The sequence below is a fragment of the Rhodoferax koreense genome, assembly GCF_001955695.1.
GTDB classification, from domain to species: domain Bacteria; phylum Pseudomonadota; class Gammaproteobacteria; order Burkholderiales; family Burkholderiaceae_C; genus Rhodoferax_B; species Rhodoferax_B koreensis.
Map to the genome: position 1 here is coordinate 583,174 of NZ_CP019236.1, position 15,905 is coordinate 599,078.

The window sequence follows — 15,905 nt, forward strand, 5'->3', positions numbered from 1 at the left end:
CTTCCCAATGCAAGACAAATACAACCACCTCGAAGTCGAAGCCAGCGCCCAGGCCCACTGGACCGCGGCCGACGCCTACCGTGTCGTCGAAGACCTGTCGAAGAAGAAGTTCTACGCCTGCTCGATGTTGCCCTACCCCAGCGGCAAGCTGCACATGGGCCATGTGCGCAACTACACCATCAACGACATGCTGGCGCGCCAGCTGCGCATGAACGGCTACAACGTGCTGATGCCGATGGGCTGGGACGCGTTCGGCCTGCCCGCGGAAAACGCCGCGCTGAAGAACGGCGTGCCGCCAGCGCAGTGGACCTACGACAACATCGCCTACATGAAGAAGCAGATGCAGGCGATGGGGCTGGCGATCGACTGGTCGCGCGAGGTCACCACCTGCGACCCGAGTTACTACAAGTGGAACCAGTGGCTGTTCCTGAAGATGCTGGAGAAGGGCATCGCCTACCGCAAGACCCAGGTCGTGAACTGGGACCCGGTGGACCAGACCGTGCTGGCCAACGAGCAGGTGATCGACGGCAAGGGCTGGCGCACCGGCGCCGTGGTCGAGAAGCGTGAGATCCCGGGCTACTACCTGAAGATCACCGACTACGCCGAAGAGTTGCTCGGCACGGTGCAATCGCACCTGCCCGGCTGGCCCGAGCGCGTGAAGCTGATGCAGGAAAACTGGATCGGCAAGAGCGAGGGCGTGCGCTTTGCGTTCACGCACGACATCCACGACGCCAGCGGCGCGCTGATCGGCGACGGCAGGATGTACGTGTTCACCACCCGCGCCGACACCATCATGGGTGTGACCTTCTGCGCCGTGGCGCCCGAACATCCGCTGGCCACGCATGCGGCCGCGTCCAACCCCGCGCTGGCCGCCTTCATCGAGGAATGCAAGAAGGGCGGCACGACCGAGGCCGAACTCGCCGCGCGCGAAAAGGTCGGCATGCGCACCGGCCTGCAGGTGGTGCATCCGCTCAACGGCCACCTGATCGACGTCTGGGTCGGCAACTACGTGCTCATGAGCTACGGCGACGGTGCCGTGATGGGCGTGCCCGCGCACGACGAGCGTGATTTCGCCTTCGCCCTCAAATACGACCTGCCCATCGTCGAGGTGGTGCACGTGGACGGCGAGCACTACGACTACCACCATTGGCATGACTGGTACGGCGACAAGCAGCGCGGCGTGACCATCAATTCCGACAGCTTCAGCGGCCTGTCCTTCCAGGAAGCGGTGGATGCGGTGAGCCACGCGCTGCAGATCAAGGGCCTGGGCGAGAAGAAGGTCACCTGGCGCCTGCGCGACTGGGGCGTGAGCCGCCAGCGCTACTGGGGCACGCCGATCCCGATCATCCATTGCGACGAGCACGGCGCCGTGCCCGTGCCCGAGAAAGACCTGCCAGTGGTGTTGCCGCAGGACTGCGTGCCCGACGGCTCCGGCAATCCGCTGCACAAACACGCGGGCTTCCATGCCGGCGTGGTCTGCCCGGTGTGCGGCCAACCCGCGCGCCGCGAAACCGACACCATGGACACCTTCGTCGATTCGAGCTGGTACTTCATGCGCTACTGCGATCCGAAGAACGACCAGCAGATGGTGGCCGAAGGCGCCAACTACTGGATGCCGATGGACCAGTACATCGGCGGCATCGAGCACGCGATCCTGCACCTGCTGTACGCCCGTTTCTGGACCAAGGTGATGCGCGACCTCGACCTGGTCAAGGTCGACGAGCCTTTCACCAAGCTGCTCACGCAGGGCATGGTGCTGAACCACATCTACTCGCGCAAGAACGAGAAGGGCGGCATCGAGTACTTCTGGCCGGCCGAGGTCGAGGACGTGATCGACGCCACCGGCAAGGTGACGGGCGCCAAACGCAAGGTGGACGGATCGCTGGTGACCTACGAAGGCGTGGGCACCATGAGCAAGAGCAAGAACAACGGCGTCGACCCGCAGGACCTGATCGAAAAATACGGCGCCGACACCGCCCGCCTGTACACCATGTTCACCGCGCCGCCCGAGGCCACGCTCGAGTGGAACGACGCCGCGGTCGAGGGTTCCTACCGCTTTCTCAAGCGCGTGTGGGCCTTCGGCGCCAAGCTGCTTGCTACGGATTTCGCAGCAACCAGCGCAGTTGTGGCGAGCGCTGCAAGCCTGAAAGATGTCGAATTCGGCAAGGAGGCCAAGGCCTTGCGGCTGGAAGTCCACACCGTGCTGAAGCAGGTCGACTACGACTACCAGCGCATGCAGTACAACACCGTGGTCTCGGGCGCGATGAAGCTGCTGAATGCGCTCGAGGATTTCAAGGCGCCGGAATCGGCCGGTGCGCAGGTGGCGCTGGTCGAAGGCTTCGGCATCCTGCTGCGCTGCATCTACCCGGTCACGCCGCACATCGCACACGGCCTGTGGAGCGAACTCGGCTATGCCGATCGCTTCGGCGAACTGCTCGACGCGCCCTGGCCGCAGGTCGACCCGCTGGCGCTGGTCAAGGACGAGGTTGAACTCATGCTGCAGGTCAACGGCAAGCTGCGTGGTTCCATCCTGGTGCCGGCGGGCGCGAGCAAGGAAGCCATCGAGGCCGCGGCGCTGGCCCATGAGGTCTATCTCAAACTCGCCAACGGCGCGGCACCGAAGAAGGTGATCGTGGTGCCCGGCCGGCTCGTGAACGTGGTGATCTGATGATGACGCAAAAACCTGACTTTTCCGGCCCGAAACTGTCGCGCCGCGGCCTGCTGGGCCCGCTCGTGCCGCTGGTGGCCGCGGTGTCGCTCAGCGCCTGCGGCTTCAAGCTGCGTGAGGCGCCGACCTATGCGTTCAGCACGATCTTCGTGCGTGTCGGGGAGGCCTCGACGCTGGGCAACGAACTCCGGCGCAATCTCGAGGGCAGCGGCAACATCGAGGTCATCACCGACACGGCCCGCCTCAACTCGGCCCAGGTGATCCTCGACGTGACCGGCGACCAGCGCGAGAAGACCGCGGTCGGCCTCAATTCGTCGGGCCAGGTGCGCGAATTCCAGCTGCGGCTGCGCTTCAAGTTCAAGGTGCGCAACCAGAAGGGTGACGAACTGATCCCCGAGGTGGAACTGCTGCAGCAGCGCGACATGACCTACAGCGAATCGCAGGCATCGGCCAAGGAAGGCGAGGAGCAGCTGCTGTACCGCAACATGCAGTCGGCCATCGTGCAGCAGGTGATCCGTCGACTGGGCGCCATCAAGGCGATCTGAGTCGATTGCGCCTGTCATGGCCCGTGAGCGCCGGGCCGCGCGGCCTGTGATGGGTGTGAAACTTGCTTGGATGGGTGCATGGCTTCGAAGCTTCCCCGCCGCATCCTCATCGGCATTGCTTTTCCCGACCGATGACACACGACTTGAACGACACTTCACGGATCGTGTTGCATGCGCGTGATCCGAGTGAGCAGGCGTCCAGCTTCGGGCTGCTGCACCAGTCCTACGAGCAACTCTCCATCGGTGCTTTTTCAGGCAGCCTCGTCGCCGTCAGTGCGAACGACATCCTGGTTTTTCAGGAGACCCTCGATCAGAGCGTGTTTCAGACGGGCGTCTCCGACGCCGGGTACATCACCATCGCCGCGGCCTGCGAACTTTCCGATCAGGGCTACTGGAACGGCCGGCATATCGACCTGGATTCGGTCGTGGCCTTCACGCCCGGCCGCGAGTTCGAGCTGCGGACGCCTGCACACGCGGTCTGCTTCGGCGTCTCGCTGGCACCATCGCTGTTGCGTTCGATTTCGCCAGAGCACCCGACCGATTACTGGGAGAAGTTTTTTGCGCGCAATGATTGCTGGTCGGATGCGGGGCGCCTGAGGGGTGACCTGCAGTCCCGCATTGCCCGGGTGCTGCAGGACGCCAGTGCAGCATCTGCCCAGGCCGAGCGTGCCGCCGACCTGGTCGAGTTGCGCGAACTGGCCATCGATTATTTCGGCAGCCTGATCGAGCGCTGCAGCATCGGCGGTCACAAGCTGCGGGTTGAGAGTTATCCGCGCATCGCCAGGCGCGCCCGCGCCACCATGCTCGAGCGGCTGAGCGAGCCGCTGTCGGTCACGGATCTGTGCACCGAGTTGGGTTGTTCCCGGCGATCCTTGCAATACGCTTTCGAGAGCATCTACGGCCTGGGCCCGGTCGCTTACCTGCGTGCCATGCGACTGGCCGAGGCGCGCCGGCGACTCACTGGCGGCAAGCGCGGCACCACGGTGCAAGACGTGGCCGCCGCCGTGGGTTTCAATCATCTGCCGCGGTTTGCCCAGGAATACGCGCGGATGTTCGGCGAGCGGCCGTCCGCATCGCTGGCCGCCCACCGCGCAGGCGGTCAGTCCTAGAACAGGTAGAACGCGCGCAGGTTGAGGCGCGCTTGTTCGCGCAAGCCGTTGTGCACCTGCACGTCCCGCGACACGGTGCCCATCAACTGCAGGTTGGGGGCGACAAAGGTACTGGCGGTGAGCTTGACCGCGGTGGTGCCGGTCCGGTCGTTGAGCGACACGCCATCGACCCGGCTTTCGGCGCCCCATGCATGCGTCACGCCGATTGCAGTCGACCAGGAGGCCGAGGGTTCGTAGCGCAGGTAGAGCTGGCCTGAATACAGAGCACTCTGCTTGAGTGTGGTGTTGGTCGTGGAGCCACAGGCCGCACCACACTCGGTGTTCTTGCCAAAGAAGGTGACGTCTCCGACCGCGTCCATGCGCCATTTTGGCGCCAGCGGGCGGGTATAGGCGGACTGCAGCGCGAATTTCCAGCGGTTTTCCCCCAGGTTCAGCGCCTTGTTGGCGTCGTAGCTGCCGGTGGGCAAATAAAGATAAGGCGTGACGCCGAATACCTCGCCCGCTGCGGGGTCGATCTTGTATTTGAACGCGGTGGCCAGAATCAGATCGCCAACGCCCGAAACGCTGCCGAGCGGACTCAAATCACCAGAAGGTTTCAAATGCCCGAAAGGCAGCAGGACCTGCGGATCGACGGTCCAGCGGTCATCGAGACGCAGCACATGCAGATAACGCGCGATGCCCACTTCGCTCTCCAGCCGTGGCGAGCCGGGCAGCTTGTTGCCGCCGGCGTAATTCGCGTTGCGTCTCGCATATTGTCCGTAGACGACGAAGGCATTGGCACCATCCGGCAGGGCGGTGTAATCGCCAGCTTCGACGTCGATGGCTGAAGCCGTCATGGGGCTGAGGAAGGTGCCTGCCGCGAATAGGAATGCGGTGACGGAAAGGCTGGAAGGGAAATGGCGGGGTTGTGTTTTCAATTGATCTCTCCTGATACCCAAAAGCGAGTACAGGAGAAATTTTGTTTTTGTCGGGGGTGGGTGCGTTATCCGATTTCAGCAATTTGAAGACTTGCTGCCCAGATAGACGAAACATGCCAACAACTCACCATCGCGGCAGGCGACCGAGCGCACCGCCGGGTGATGCACGCGTGCTCCGCTGAGCGCCTTGCCGGCATAACCCAATGCGGTGGCCGCGCCGAGCAGCGCACCGAGCGATGCGCCGGCACTCATCCATTGTTCGTGGGGCGGTACTTCCGGGTTGTCTGTTGCGATGCGCACGGCCACACTGAGCAAGCAAGGCGCGTTGAAGGCCTTGGCGCGTTCGTTGTCGCGTACATCAGGTTCAAGCAGCTCCGGCGAAGCCAGGCCGCGCGTCGAGGCGGCGTACTGCAGGAACGCGGCGGCGTAATGCTCGCGCTGCACCCCGTCCGCCACGACGATGCGGCAGGGCCGCAGCCGGCCATGGTCGGACACGTTGCTGGCCGCCTGCAGCAGCAGGGCCAGTTCCTGTGCGTCCGGGCCCGGAGCCATCAGCCTGCGCGGCCCGGTGGATTGGCGAGCCAGCCACGGCGCCAGCTTGGCGCGCGCTTCGCATTCGGCGGGGTCGAGCGGCAAGTCCACAGAGGCACGGGTCTTCGGGGCCAGGCCGACGTCCATGCCCAGGTCCACACCCAAGTTCATGGCGCCCCGAGCGCCGCGAGCGTTGTCTGTGCCTCGCGCATCGACAACAGTTTCTCGCGCGGTTTGCCCAGTGCCGCGCCTTGGGCCTTCTCGTGCGCGTCCAGCAGGCGCCAATCGGCATGCCCGAAGCTGGCAATGCCTCGCGACCGCAGCAGCGCCCCGAAATCGTCCGCCAGCGAGGTGCCTTTTTCCATCAAGGCCGGCAAGGCGGCGACCAGCGTGGCCGCCGTTTCGTAGCCGCAGGCGCGGTTGGTGCCAATGATTCCCGAAGGGCCGCGTTTGGCCCAGCCGGCAACAAACAGGCCGGTCATGTCGGCGCCATCGTCGCCCAGTACCTGCCCGGCGCGGTGGCGCATGTGGCCCGCCGCGTCGTAGCCCGCAACCCCAGCGATCCGGCGGCACGCAAAGCCGACGCAGCTCACGGCGATCCCGCAGGGGATCGCGAACTCGCCGCCAGAAGTTGAGCGCACCCGCACTTCGCGCAGCGTTTCGTCGCCCACGAAGGCCATCGGCGACACGTTGAACCACAGGTTGACGATGAGCTTGCCGTTCGATGCGTCGACAGCTTTCTGCTGGTCGCTGCGCAGCCACTGCAGGATGCGCCCGGCGTCGGGGCTTGCCGCTTCATCCCAGAGGGTTTCGGCGAATTCGGCGGCCTGCGGAAGCCGTATCTGCACATTCGGCAGATCGACCAGTTGACGGAATTCCTTGAAGCTGAACTTCATCCCGCCCGGTGAACCTCGACCCAACAAATGCACCTCGCGGATGCGGCGGGTGCGGAAGCGCTCGAGCATGGGCTGCGGAATGTCCGATACGGCCAGATCGTCAAAAGCGCGAACCAGCAAGCGGCACACGTCGAGCGCGACGTTGCCGTTGCCGACGACCACCGCACTGTCCACAGCCATGTTCGGTGCAAGGCCGACGTGGTCCGCATGGCCGTTGTACCAGCCGACGAAGGAGGCCGAACTGAAGACCTGCGGCAGCGACTCGCCCGCAACGCCAAGACCGCGACCCAGGGCCGCTCCGTTGGTCAGCACGATGGCATGGCTTCGTGCGCGCAGTTCGTCGAGGCTCAGATCGTGACCGATGTCCACGCCCGTATGCAGATGCAGGCGTTCGTGTTCGGCGATGCCGTCGAAGATGGCGGCCACCTGCTTCAGTTTCTGGTGGTCGGGGGCAACGCCGTAGCGCACCAGGCCGTGCGGCGCGGCGGCGCGTTCGAACAGGTGCACGTGGCATTCGGGCACGGCCTGCAGCAGGGCTTCCGCCGTGTAGAAGCCGGCCGGCCCGGCGCCGACGATGGCGATGACCGGTGCCGGTCTCACGCTGTCTTCCATGGCTCAATGATGGATTAGTGGCCGAGGGAGGCACGCCGCTCGGCGGCGGTGGGCAGCGGCATGGCGCGTTCACGCACGGTGGGCAACTCCTTCGAGCGGCGTGCGTTGACGTCCAGCCAGATTTGCTGATCGTCTTCCAGATCGAAGCTGTCGACGATGGCATGCACCGGGCACATCGGCACGCAGGCGCCGCAGTCCACGCACAGGTCCGGGTCGATGAAGAGTCGTTCGCCGTCGCCCCGGAAGCAGGCGACGGGACAGACCGTCACGCATTCGGTATAGCGGCATTGTTCGCAGTGGTCGGTGACAACGTGGGTCATGATGGAGCAGGTTTTCGTTGGGTTCAGTCGAGGGTCACTTCGACCAGGTTGTCGGAGAAGGTAGGCGCCCGGCCGAGGTCGGCGAACGCGGTCGGGTTGAGCGCTGCCGGCGTGGCGCCGGCGATGCTGCTGTCGATCCAGTAGCCCAGCGGCGTGACGACCACGCCCGCCATGGCCTCGTCGGTGACACGCGCCAGCGCCTTGAAGGTGCCGCGCCCGTTCTGCACCGTGACGACGGCGCCTTGCGGGATGCCCCGCGCGGAGGCATCCGCCGGGTTGATCAGCACGTACTGCTCTCCCTGGTGGGCCAGCTGCCGGCGCATGTTGCCGTAGTTGGAGTTGATGAACGCATGGCTCTTGGGCGACATCATCGACAGCGGGAAACGGCCTGCGAGTGCCGGGTCCTTGGCGGCGGATTCATGGCGCACGTGGAAGGTCGGCAGTGCGTCCACCGGGCCGCCGTCCTGGAAGCCGTTGTAGCCCTGGCGGAACACCGGCAGCACGAAGTTGCCGCCGGCCGCCATCGAGGCCTTGAGCTCGACCTTGCCGGACGGCGTGGGAAAGCCGCCCTGCGCATGCGGTGCGTAGGTGTCGGCCGATGGCATGTTCAGCCGTGCATAGCCGGTGGCGCGCAGGCCCTCCATGGTGATGCCCTGCATGGCGGGGTGGTCCCACAGCATCGACGCCTGCATGAGTTCTTCGTCGTCGCGGTAGAAGAACGGGTCTTCGAAATCCATGGCGCGTGCCAGCCGGCGGAACAGCTCCGAGTTGCTGACCGCCTCGCCGATCGGGGGGACCGATTGCTGATTGAGCGTCAGATAGAAATGGCCCCAGGAGAACATCAGGTCGACCTGCTCGACCTGGGTCGTGGCAGGCAGAAGGATGTCGGCATAACGCGCCGTGTCGGTCATGAAATGCTCGCTCACCACCGTGAACAGGTCTTCGCGCGACAGGCCTTCGATGAGGCGCACCTGGTCGGGGGCGACCACCAGCGGATTGCTGTTGTAGATAAAGAGCGACTGTATGGGCGTTTCCAGGCCGAGGTCATGGGTCAGCGCGCGGCCCAGGTGCCATTGGTTGATGACCGGCGTGCCCTCGGGAATGAAGTCGGCGCGGTGCAGCCCGTCCCAGTTGATCGGGAAGGCCCACAGCGGCAGTTGGAGGATGCCGCCGCCGGGCTTGCGCCAGGCGCCGACCAGCGCCGGCAGGCTGGTGACCGCGCGCACCAACTGGCCGCCGCCGGCCGAGCGTTCGATGCCCACGCCGATGCGGATCGCCGCGGGTTGGGTCGCTGCATATTCGCGTGCCAGGGTGCGGATCACCTCGGCGTCCACGCCGCTGACCTCGGCCGCGAACTCGGGCGTGTAGGGCTGCACGTGCGCCTTCAGCTCGTCGAAGCCGGTGGTGTACTGCGCCACATAGTCATGGTCGATCAGATCCTCGTTGACGATGACGTTCATCATGGCCAGCGCCAACGCCGTGTCGGTACCAGGCTTGATGCGGATGTGCTGGTCCGCCTGCTGGGCGCCGCGGGTGCGCACCGGGTCGATCACGATCAGCTTGGCGCCGTTGCGCTGCGCCTTCTCCACGAAGGGCCACATGTGGGCGTTGGTGCTCAGCATGTTGCAGGCCCAGAGGATGATGAGCTTCGAGTGCTGGAAGCTCTCCGGGTCCATGCCAGGCGTGGGGCCCACCGTCATGATGTAAGCGGTGGAGGCGCCCGAGTCGCAGAAAGTGCGCTCGGACACCGTGGCGCCCAGCTTGTTGAAGAACGGATCGCCGACCGTCAGCCCGTTGACCAGGCCCTGGGTGCCCAGATAGCTGTACGGTAGGATCGCCCGCGGGCCGGACTCGGCGATGGTGGTGCGCCAGCGCTGGGCGATCTCGTTCAGCGCGTCTTCCCAGGTGATGCGTTCGAACTGACCCGAACCTTTGGCGCCCGTGCGCCGCATGGGGTAGAGCAGCCGCTCGGGGTGGTAGACGCGTTCCTGGTAATGGTTGGTCTTGGCGCACAGCCGGCCCTGTGTGAAAGGGTGGCTGGGGTTGCCCTGCACCGCTTTCACCTTGCCGTCTTGCACCTTGACCAGCATGGAGCAAGTGTCGGGGCAGTCGTGGGGGCAGGCGGCGAGGACGGTGGTTTCGTGACCGGTCTTTGTTTGAGTGCTCATATGTGTTCCGAATTCACCTCTGGGGAACTCGATTGAATCACTGGCGCTCAGGTCCGCGTTATCCAGAATTGGCAATTTACCGTCCGGGTCGGCCCCGGAAAATTCAACTCACCGTCGATCGCGCTCGCGCATCAGCGTGCTCTTGCCGAACAGGGATTCGACGAGGTCGACGGCCAGCACGGCCGTCTTGTTGCGCACGTCGAGCGCGGGGTTGAGCTCCACGATGTCGAGCGAGCCCAGGCAGCCGCTGTCGGCAATCATCTCCATGCACAACTGGGCTTCGCGGTAGGTCGGGCCGCCCGGGATCGTGGTGCCCACGCCGGGGGCGATCTCCGGATCGAGGAAATCCACGTCGAAGCTCACGTGCAGGTGGGTGTTGTCGTCCAGGCCCGCCAGCGCTTGCACCATGGCGTGGCGCATGCCGTGCTCGTCGATGAAACGCATGTCGAACACTTCGAGGCCCTGCTCGTGCACCAGGCGTTTTTCACCTTCATCCACGCTGCGGATGCCGATCTGGCGAATCTGGTCCGGCCGCAGCGCCGGGGTGTGGCCGCCCAGGCCGGTGAGTTCGGCCGGGCCGAGCCCGCACAGGCAGGCCACCGGCATGCCGTGCACGTTGCCGCTGGGCGTGAGTTCGCTGGTGTTGAAGTCGGCATGCGCGTCGAGCCACAACACGCGCAGCTTCTTGCCGGTCTCGCGGCAGTGTTTCGCCACCGCGCTCACGCTGCCCAGGCCGAGGCAATGGTCGCCGCCGAGCAGGATCGGCAGCCGGCCCTGGGCCAGTTCGCCGTACACCGCATCGAACACGGCCTGGTTCCACAACACCACCTCGGGCAGATGGCGGTAGCCGTCGACGGGGGGCTTCCAGGGGTTGTTCGGTCCACTGAGGTTGCCGCTGTCGATCACTTGAAGGCCGTGGCTTTCGAGCGCGGGCTGCAGCCCGGCCACACGCAGGGCCTCCGGCCCCATGGAGGCGCCACGGTGGCCCGCACCCACATCGGTCGGGGCGCCGATCAGCACGGCGGTGGGGGCGTGAGGAGGGCGGCCAGGCGTGGTGTTCATGCGGTCACGGACTCCAGGGTGGGGTGAGGCTTGGGTGTCATCGTAGCCGGACTTTGCAGCACGCCGAACAGGTTTTTCGGATCGGCCATTTCCGGAATCAGGTCGATCGGCTGGGCCAGCCGCGGGTTCTGCTGCAGCAGCCGGTAAAGCGTGCGCAGCGCCGAGAAATCTTCGAGCGCGAAACCCACGGAATCGAACACCGTGACTTCGGCCGCAGTCGTGCGCCCGGCAACCGTGCCCAGCAGCACATTGGCGAATTCCGTGACCTGGAATTCGGCGGGCATCTGCTGGATCTCGCCTTCGATGCGCGACTGCGGCTCGAATTCGACGACCACGCGAGCGTCGGTGCGCTGCAGGATGGCAGGATGCAGTTCGGTCTTGCCCGGGCAGTCGCCGCCGACGGCGTTCAGGTGCATGCCGGGCTCGATCATCTCGGGCAACAGGATGGTGGCGTTGCGTTTGTCGGCCGTCACCGTGGTCACGATATCGGCGCCGCGTACCGCTTCCGCCGTGGAGGCGCAGCGGACGACGCGCAGGCCGGGCAGGTTCAGCGCCGCGAGGTTGCGCTCGAGCTTGTCGCTGGCGGCCGGGTCGGTGTCATACAGGCGCAAGGTGTCGATGCCGAGCAGGTGGTGGAAGGCCAGCGCCTGGAATTCGCTCTGCGCGCCGTTGCCGATCAGCGCCATTACGCGCGCATCGGGCCGGGCCAGGTGCCTGGCGGCGAGCACCGACATGGCTGCGGTGCGCAGCGCAGTCGTCAATGTCAGCTCTGAAATCAATAGCGGATAGCCGGTGTCCACATCGGCGAGCACGCCAAAGGCGGTCACGGTGAGCAGGCCTTCGGCGGTGTTCTTCGGATGGCCGTTCACGTATTTGAAGCAATACATCTCGCCGTCGCTGGTGGGCATGAGTTCGATCACGCCCACCTTCGAGTGGATCGCATGGCGGGCCGATTTGTCGAACTTGTCCCAGCGCCGGTAGTCGGTCTCGATCTCCGCAACGAGCTGCGTCAGAAACGGCGCAAAACCCACCTGCGCCACCAGCTTGCGCACACTCTCCACACCCATGTAATTGACCATCGCGGCCTCCGTCGTTGTGATGCCAAGCGCAAATTCTCCCGGGCTGGCGCGCCAATGAATAGCCAGAAAACTGTGCAATCCTTGAGGTTAACAAGGCAAAATGACCAAGACATCTGTCGATTTGTACAAGGACCTTCATGGATGACCTGGACCGACAACTCATCGGCCTGTTGCGCGACAACGCCCGTACGCCTGTGGCCAGCCTCGCCAAGACGCTGAAAGTGGCGCGCGGCACGGTGCAGAACCGGCTTTCCCGGCTCGAGGCCGATGGCACCATCGTCGGCTATACGCTGCGCCTGAAGCCGCAGGTCGAGGAGCAACGCATCCGCGCCTGGATGACGGTGGCCGTCGAAGGCAACCGCACGCAGAAGGTGCTGAACGCCTTGCGCGGTGACCCGGCCGTGGGCGCCATCCACACCACCAACGGCCGCTGGGACATCGCGGCCGAACTGCGCGCCGATTCGCTCGAGGGTTTCGACCAGGTGCTCAGCCGCATCCGCCTGCTCGACGGCATTTCGCAGACCGAGACCAGCCTGCTGCTGTCGACCATCCAGCTCTGAGGCAGCACCTTAAACTCCACGGATGCAGATCGCTCCCGCCCAGCTTGCCGCCAACCTCCAGCGCGGCCTTCAGCCGCTCTACACCGTGCACGGCGACGAGCCGCTGCTGGTGCAGGAGGCGGTGGACGCGATCCGCGCAGCAGCCCGTGCCCAGGGCTTCACCGAACGCACCTCGCACACCGTGGCGGGCGCGCACTTCAACTGGGGCGAGGTGCTGGCCGCGGGCAGTTCGCTGAGCCTATTCGCCGACAAACAGCTGGTCGAGATCCGCATCTCGTCTGGCAAACCCGGCAAGGACGGCAGCACCGCGCTGCAAGAGATCGCGCGGCTCGCACGAGGCAACGACACCACGTTGACCATCGTCATCTGCCCCAAGCTCGACAAGATGACCAAGACCGGCGCCTGGTTCGGCGCGCTCGACGGCAACGGCGTGACGCTGCAGGTCGAGCCCGTGGAGCGTGCGGCGCTGCCGGTGTGGATCGCCCAGCGGCTGCAGGCCCAGGGCCAGCGCGTGGCGGCCGGCGAGGCGGGCCAGCGCACGCTGCAGTTCTTCGCCGACCGCGTCGAGGGCAACCTGCTTGCCGCCCACCAGGAAATCCAGAAGCTCGCGCTGCTGTATCCCGCAGGCGAGCTCAGTGCCGAGCAGGTGGAGAGCGCCGTGCTCAACGTGGCGCGCTACGACGTGTTCAAGCTGTCCGAAGCCGTGCTCGGCGGCCAGGCCCAGCGGGTGCAGCGCATGCTCGACGGCCTGCGCGCCGAAGGCGAGGCCGAGGTGCTGGTGCACTACACGCTGGCCGAAGACATCCGCAGCCTCAAGCGGGTGCGTGACGCCATGGCCGCGGGCCGGCCGCTGCCCATGGCGCTGCGCGAGCAACGTGTCTGGGGCGCGAAGGAGCGTCTGTTCGAACGTGTGCTGCCGCGCCTCACCGCACCGATGCTGGCGCGCCTGCTGCAGGCGGCGCACCAGGTGGACGGCATCGTCAAGGGCCTGAAGCAGCCCGACTGGCCCGCCGACCCGTGGCAGGCGCTGCACCGGTTGGCAATGATGGTGTGTCGCGAGTGTGCGGCGCAGCCGGCGCGCTGAGCGCGTGGGCTTGGGAACGCGAACGGCAAGCCGCCGCGTTTGAGGCGAAAATGGCGGCATGAACGCCCTGAACATCGCCGAATACGCCCAAACCCTCGGTTTGCAAGCCAAAGTGGCCTCCGCGCAGATGGCACGTGCGCCAGCCGCTATTAAAAACAAAGTACTTCTACAGCTTGCCGCCTTGCTGCGCGCAAATGTGGATGCATTGCAGATCGACAACGCGAAGGACCTGGAGCGCGCCGTCGCTGCCGGCCTGCCGGCGCCGATGGTGGACCGGCTCAAGCTCACGCCGAAGGTGCTCGAGACCTGCGCGCAAGGCTGCGAGCAACTGGCCGCCATGCCCGAGCTCATCGGCGAAATCACCGGCCTGAAGCAGCAGCCCAGCGGCATCCGCGTGGGCCAGATGCGGGTGCCGATCGGCGTGTTCGGCATGATCTTCGAAAGCCGGCCGAACGTGACCATCGAGGCGGCCAGCCTGTCGATCAAGAGCGGCAACGCCTGCATCCTGCGCGGCGGCTCCGAAGCCATCGATTCGAACAAGGCCCTGGCGCGGCTGGTGCAGCAGGCGCTGACGGATGCCGGCCTGCCCGCCGACGCGGTGCAACTGGTGCAGACCACCGACCGCGAAGTCGTCGGCCAGCTCATCACCATGCCGCAGTTCGTGGACGTGATCATTCCGCGCGGCGGCAAGGGCCTGATCGAACGCATCAGCCGCGAGGCCAAGGTGCCGGTGATCAAGCACCTGGACGGCAATTGCCACGTCTATGTGGACGACCCCTGCGACATCGCCATGGCCGTGACAGTGGCCGACAACGCGAAGACGCAGAAATACAGCCCCTGCAATGCCGCCGAGGGACTGCTCGTGGCGCGCGGCGTGGCGGCGGCGTTCCTGCCGAAGATCGCGGCGATCTATGCGGCCAAGGGTGTGGAGATGCGGTGCGACGCGGCCGCGGCCGAGATCATCCGGACCGCCGTGGCCGGCGCGAACGTCACGAACGCCACGGAACAAGACTGGTACGAGGAATACCTCGCGCCGGTCATCAGCATCAAGCTGGTGCAAGGCGTGGACGAGGCGATCGCGCACATCAACCAATACGGCAGCCACCACACCGACGCCATCCTCACGCGCGACCACCTGCATGCACAGCAATTCCTGCGCGAGGTGGACTCGGCCAGCGTGATGGTGAATGCGAGCACCCGCTTCGCGGACGGCTTCGAATTCGGGCTCGGCGCCGAGATCGGCATCAGCACCGACAAGTTCCACGCGCGCGGCCCGGTCGGGCTGGAAGGCCTGACCTCGCTGAAATACGTGGTGCTGGGCGAGGGCGAAATTCGCGGCTAAAAGACAGTGGGAGCGGAAAGGGCGGTCTGGCCCTTTTCTTGCAGGCACGGGTGGACGTAACATTATGTTTTTGTTCGCAGGACTCCCGATGCAAACTTTCTCCAAGTGGGTTGGCGCTGCCGGCATTGGCAGCTTCCTGGCCGGGGTCCTGACTCTCGCGGCGGTGCCCGCCCGGGCCGATGTGCTGGAGAAGATCCGCGCCAGCGGCAGCATCACCCTGGCGCACCGCGACGCCTCGATTCCTTTCTCCTACCTCGACCAGGACAAGCGGCCCGTGGGGTATTCCATCGACCTGTGCCTGAAGGTGGTGGAGGCGATCCGGCGCGAACTGAAGCTGGACCGGCTGGAGGTGAAATACCTGCTGGTGACGCCGGCGGCACGCATCGCCGCCATCAGCGAAGGCCAGGCCAGCCTGGAATGCGGCTCGACCACCAACACCGCCGAGCGGCGCAAGTCGGTCGACTTCACGATCGCCCACTTCATCTCGTCGTCGCGCCTGCTGGTGCGCACCGATGCGCAGCTCAATGCGATCGACCAGCTGGCGGCCCGTACCGTGGTCTCCACCAAGGGCACGACGTCGGTGACCGTGATGCGGCGGCTCAACGACGATCTCGGCCTGAAGATGACCATCGCCGAAGCGCCGGACCACACCCAGGCCTTCGCCATGGTGGCCGAGGGCAAGGCGGCGGCCTTCGCCATGGACGACGTGCTGCTGTACGGCCTGCGCGCCAACGCGCCCAAACCCGACGACTACAAGGTGATCGGCAAGCCGCTGACGATGGAGCCCTACGCCATCATGCTGCCCAAGGGCGATGCGGCGTTCAAAAAGGTCGTCGACCAGGAGGTGCGGCGCGTCATTTTGAGCGGCGAGATCAACGGCCTGTACGCGAAGTGGTTCCAGCAGCCGATTCCGCCCAAGGGCATCAACCTCGCGCTGCCGATGCCTTACCTGCTGAAAGATTCCTTCAAGTTCCCCAGCGACAAGGTCGGCGACATTTAACGCGCGGCTTCG

At 65.5% G+C, this 15,905-nt stretch carries 14 protein-coding genes; 7 read left to right on the plus strand and 7 right to left on the minus strand.

What is annotated here, in order from left to right; genetic code table 11:
- Window positions 1-7 precede the first annotated feature (7 nt).
- The 3 genes from leuS (at window position 8) to RD110_RS02855 (ending at window position 4,322) form a co-directional block, all read left to right on the plus strand.
- On the plus strand, window positions 8-2,668 hold the full coding sequence (leuS, locus tag RD110_RS02845) for a leucine--tRNA ligase (protein WP_076196509.1): 2,661 nt from the start codon (window positions 8-10) through the stop codon (window positions 2,666-2,668).
- Window positions 2,668-3,213: an LPS-assembly lipoprotein LptE gene (locus RD110_RS02850; protein ID WP_338053084.1), complete on the plus strand. Its 546-nt coding sequence runs from the start codon at window positions 2,668-2,670 to the stop codon at window positions 3,211-3,213. Before leuS ends, RD110_RS02850 begins: the two co-directional genes overlap by 1 nt.
- 143 nt (window positions 3,214-3,356) lie before the next feature.
- A complete protein-coding gene (locus RD110_RS02855; protein WP_157900039.1) occupies window positions 3,357-4,322 on the plus strand; it encodes a helix-turn-helix domain-containing protein in 966 nt (321 codons plus the stop codon).
- On the opposite strand, the gene RD110_RS02860 is transcribed toward RD110_RS02855, so the two are convergent.
- The 7 genes from RD110_RS02860 to RD110_RS02890 form a co-directional block, all read right to left on the minus strand.
- On the minus strand, window positions 4,319-5,239 hold the full coding sequence (locus RD110_RS02860) for a transporter (RefSeq protein WP_076196513.1): 921 nt from the start codon (window positions 5,237-5,239) through the stop codon (window positions 4,319-4,321). The genes RD110_RS02855 and RD110_RS02860 overlap by 4 nt on opposite strands.
- Before the next feature lie 75 nt (window positions 5,240-5,314).
- On the minus strand, window positions 5,315-5,941 hold the full coding sequence (locus RD110_RS02865; protein ID WP_083686074.1) for a nitroreductase family protein: 627 nt from the start codon (window positions 5,939-5,941) through the stop codon (window positions 5,315-5,317).
- Window positions 5,938-7,278, minus strand: coding sequence for an FAD-dependent oxidoreductase (locus tag RD110_RS02870; protein WP_076196517.1), 1,341 nt, complete (start codon window positions 7,276-7,278; stop codon window positions 5,938-5,940). Before RD110_RS02870 ends, RD110_RS02865 begins: the two co-directional genes overlap by 4 nt.
- Window positions 7,279-7,292: 14 nt before the next feature.
- Window positions 7,293-7,598 carry an indolepyruvate ferredoxin oxidoreductase subunit alpha gene (locus RD110_RS02875; protein ID WP_076196519.1) on the minus strand — a complete coding sequence of 102 codons (306 nt, stop codon included), beginning with the start codon at window positions 7,596-7,598 and terminating at the stop codon, window positions 7,293-7,295.
- 23 nt (window positions 7,599-7,621) lie between these two features.
- A complete protein-coding gene (locus tag RD110_RS02880; protein ID WP_076196521.1) occupies window positions 7,622-9,766 on the minus strand; it encodes a molybdopterin-containing oxidoreductase family protein in 2,145 nt (714 codons plus the stop codon).
- A gap of 108 nt (window positions 9,767-9,874) precedes the next feature.
- Window positions 9,875-10,828, minus strand: a complete 954-nt coding sequence (gene rocF / locus RD110_RS02885) for an arginase (protein WP_076196523.1) — start codon at window positions 10,826-10,828, stop codon at window positions 9,875-9,877.
- A complete protein-coding gene (locus RD110_RS02890) occupies window positions 10,825-11,907 on the minus strand; it encodes an ornithine cyclodeaminase (RefSeq protein WP_076196525.1) in 1,083 nt (360 codons plus the stop codon). Before RD110_RS02890 ends, rocF begins: the two co-directional genes overlap by 4 nt.
- A 137-nt stretch (window positions 11,908-12,044) precedes the next feature.
- Here RD110_RS02890 and RD110_RS02895 point away from each other — a divergent pair, with 137 nt between their 5' ends.
- From RD110_RS02895 to RD110_RS02910, 4 genes are all read left to right on the plus strand, one after another.
- A complete protein-coding gene (locus tag RD110_RS02895; RefSeq protein WP_076196537.1) occupies window positions 12,045-12,467 on the plus strand; it encodes an Lrp/AsnC family transcriptional regulator in 423 nt (140 codons plus the stop codon).
- A gap of 22 nt (window positions 12,468-12,489) precedes the next feature.
- Window positions 12,490-13,551, plus strand: a complete 1,062-nt coding sequence (gene holA, locus RD110_RS02900; RefSeq protein ID WP_076196539.1) for a DNA polymerase III subunit delta — start codon at window positions 12,490-12,492, stop codon at window positions 13,549-13,551.
- 58 nt (window positions 13,552-13,609) lie between these two features.
- Complete coding sequence (locus RD110_RS02905) at window positions 13,610-14,893, plus strand: glutamate-5-semialdehyde dehydrogenase (RefSeq protein WP_076196541.1); 1,284 nt, start codon at window positions 13,610-13,612, stop codon at window positions 14,891-14,893.
- Window positions 14,894-14,981: 88 nt separating this feature from the next.
- Window positions 14,982-15,893 (plus strand): amino acid ABC transporter substrate-binding protein, encoded by a 912-nt coding sequence (locus RD110_RS02910; RefSeq protein ID WP_076196543.1) that lies wholly within the window; start codon window positions 14,982-14,984, stop codon window positions 15,891-15,893.
- The last annotated feature ends 12 nt before the right edge of the window (window positions 15,894-15,905 follow it).

What these genes read in the sequence shown, in the direction of transcription:
- RD110_RS02910 (WP_076196543.1), top strand. Translation starts at nt 14,982, where the DNA reads ATGCAAACTTTCTCCAAGTGGGTTGGCGCTGCCGGCATTGGCAGCTTC.
- leuS (WP_076196509.1), top strand. Translation starts at nt 8, where the DNA reads ATGCAAGACAAATACAACCACCTCGAAGTCGAAGCCAGCGCCCAGGCC.
- rocF (WP_076196523.1), bottom strand. Translation starts at nt 10,828, where the DNA reads ATGAACACCACGCCTGGCCGCCCTCCTCACGCCCCCACCGCCGTGCTG.
- RD110_RS02875 (WP_076196519.1), bottom strand. Translation starts at nt 7,598, where the DNA reads ATGACCCACGTTGTCACCGACCACTGCGAACAATGCCGCTATACCGAA.
- RD110_RS02870 (WP_076196517.1), bottom strand. Translation starts at nt 7,278, where the DNA reads ATGGAAGACAGCGTGAGACCGGCACCGGTCATCGCCATCGTCGGCGCC.
- RD110_RS02865 (WP_083686074.1), bottom strand. Translation starts at nt 5,941, where the DNA reads ATGAACTTGGGTGTGGACCTGGGCATGGACGTCGGCCTGGCCCCGAAG.
- RD110_RS02890 (WP_076196525.1), bottom strand. Translation starts at nt 11,907, where the DNA reads ATGGTCAATTACATGGGTGTGGAGAGTGTGCGCAAGCTGGTGGCGCAG.
- RD110_RS02905 (WP_076196541.1), top strand. Translation starts at nt 13,610, where the DNA reads ATGAACGCCCTGAACATCGCCGAATACGCCCAAACCCTCGGTTTGCAA.
- RD110_RS02850 (WP_338053084.1), top strand. Translation starts at nt 2,668, where the DNA reads ATGATGACGCAAAAACCTGACTTTTCCGGCCCGAAACTGTCGCGCCGC.
- RD110_RS02880 (WP_076196521.1), bottom strand. Translation starts at nt 9,766, where the DNA reads ATGAGCACTCAAACAAAGACCGGTCACGAAACCACCGTCCTCGCCGCC.
- RD110_RS02895 (WP_076196537.1), top strand. Translation starts at nt 12,045, where the DNA reads ATGGATGACCTGGACCGACAACTCATCGGCCTGTTGCGCGACAACGCC.
- holA (WP_076196539.1), top strand. Translation starts at nt 12,490, where the DNA reads ATGCAGATCGCTCCCGCCCAGCTTGCCGCCAACCTCCAGCGCGGCCTT.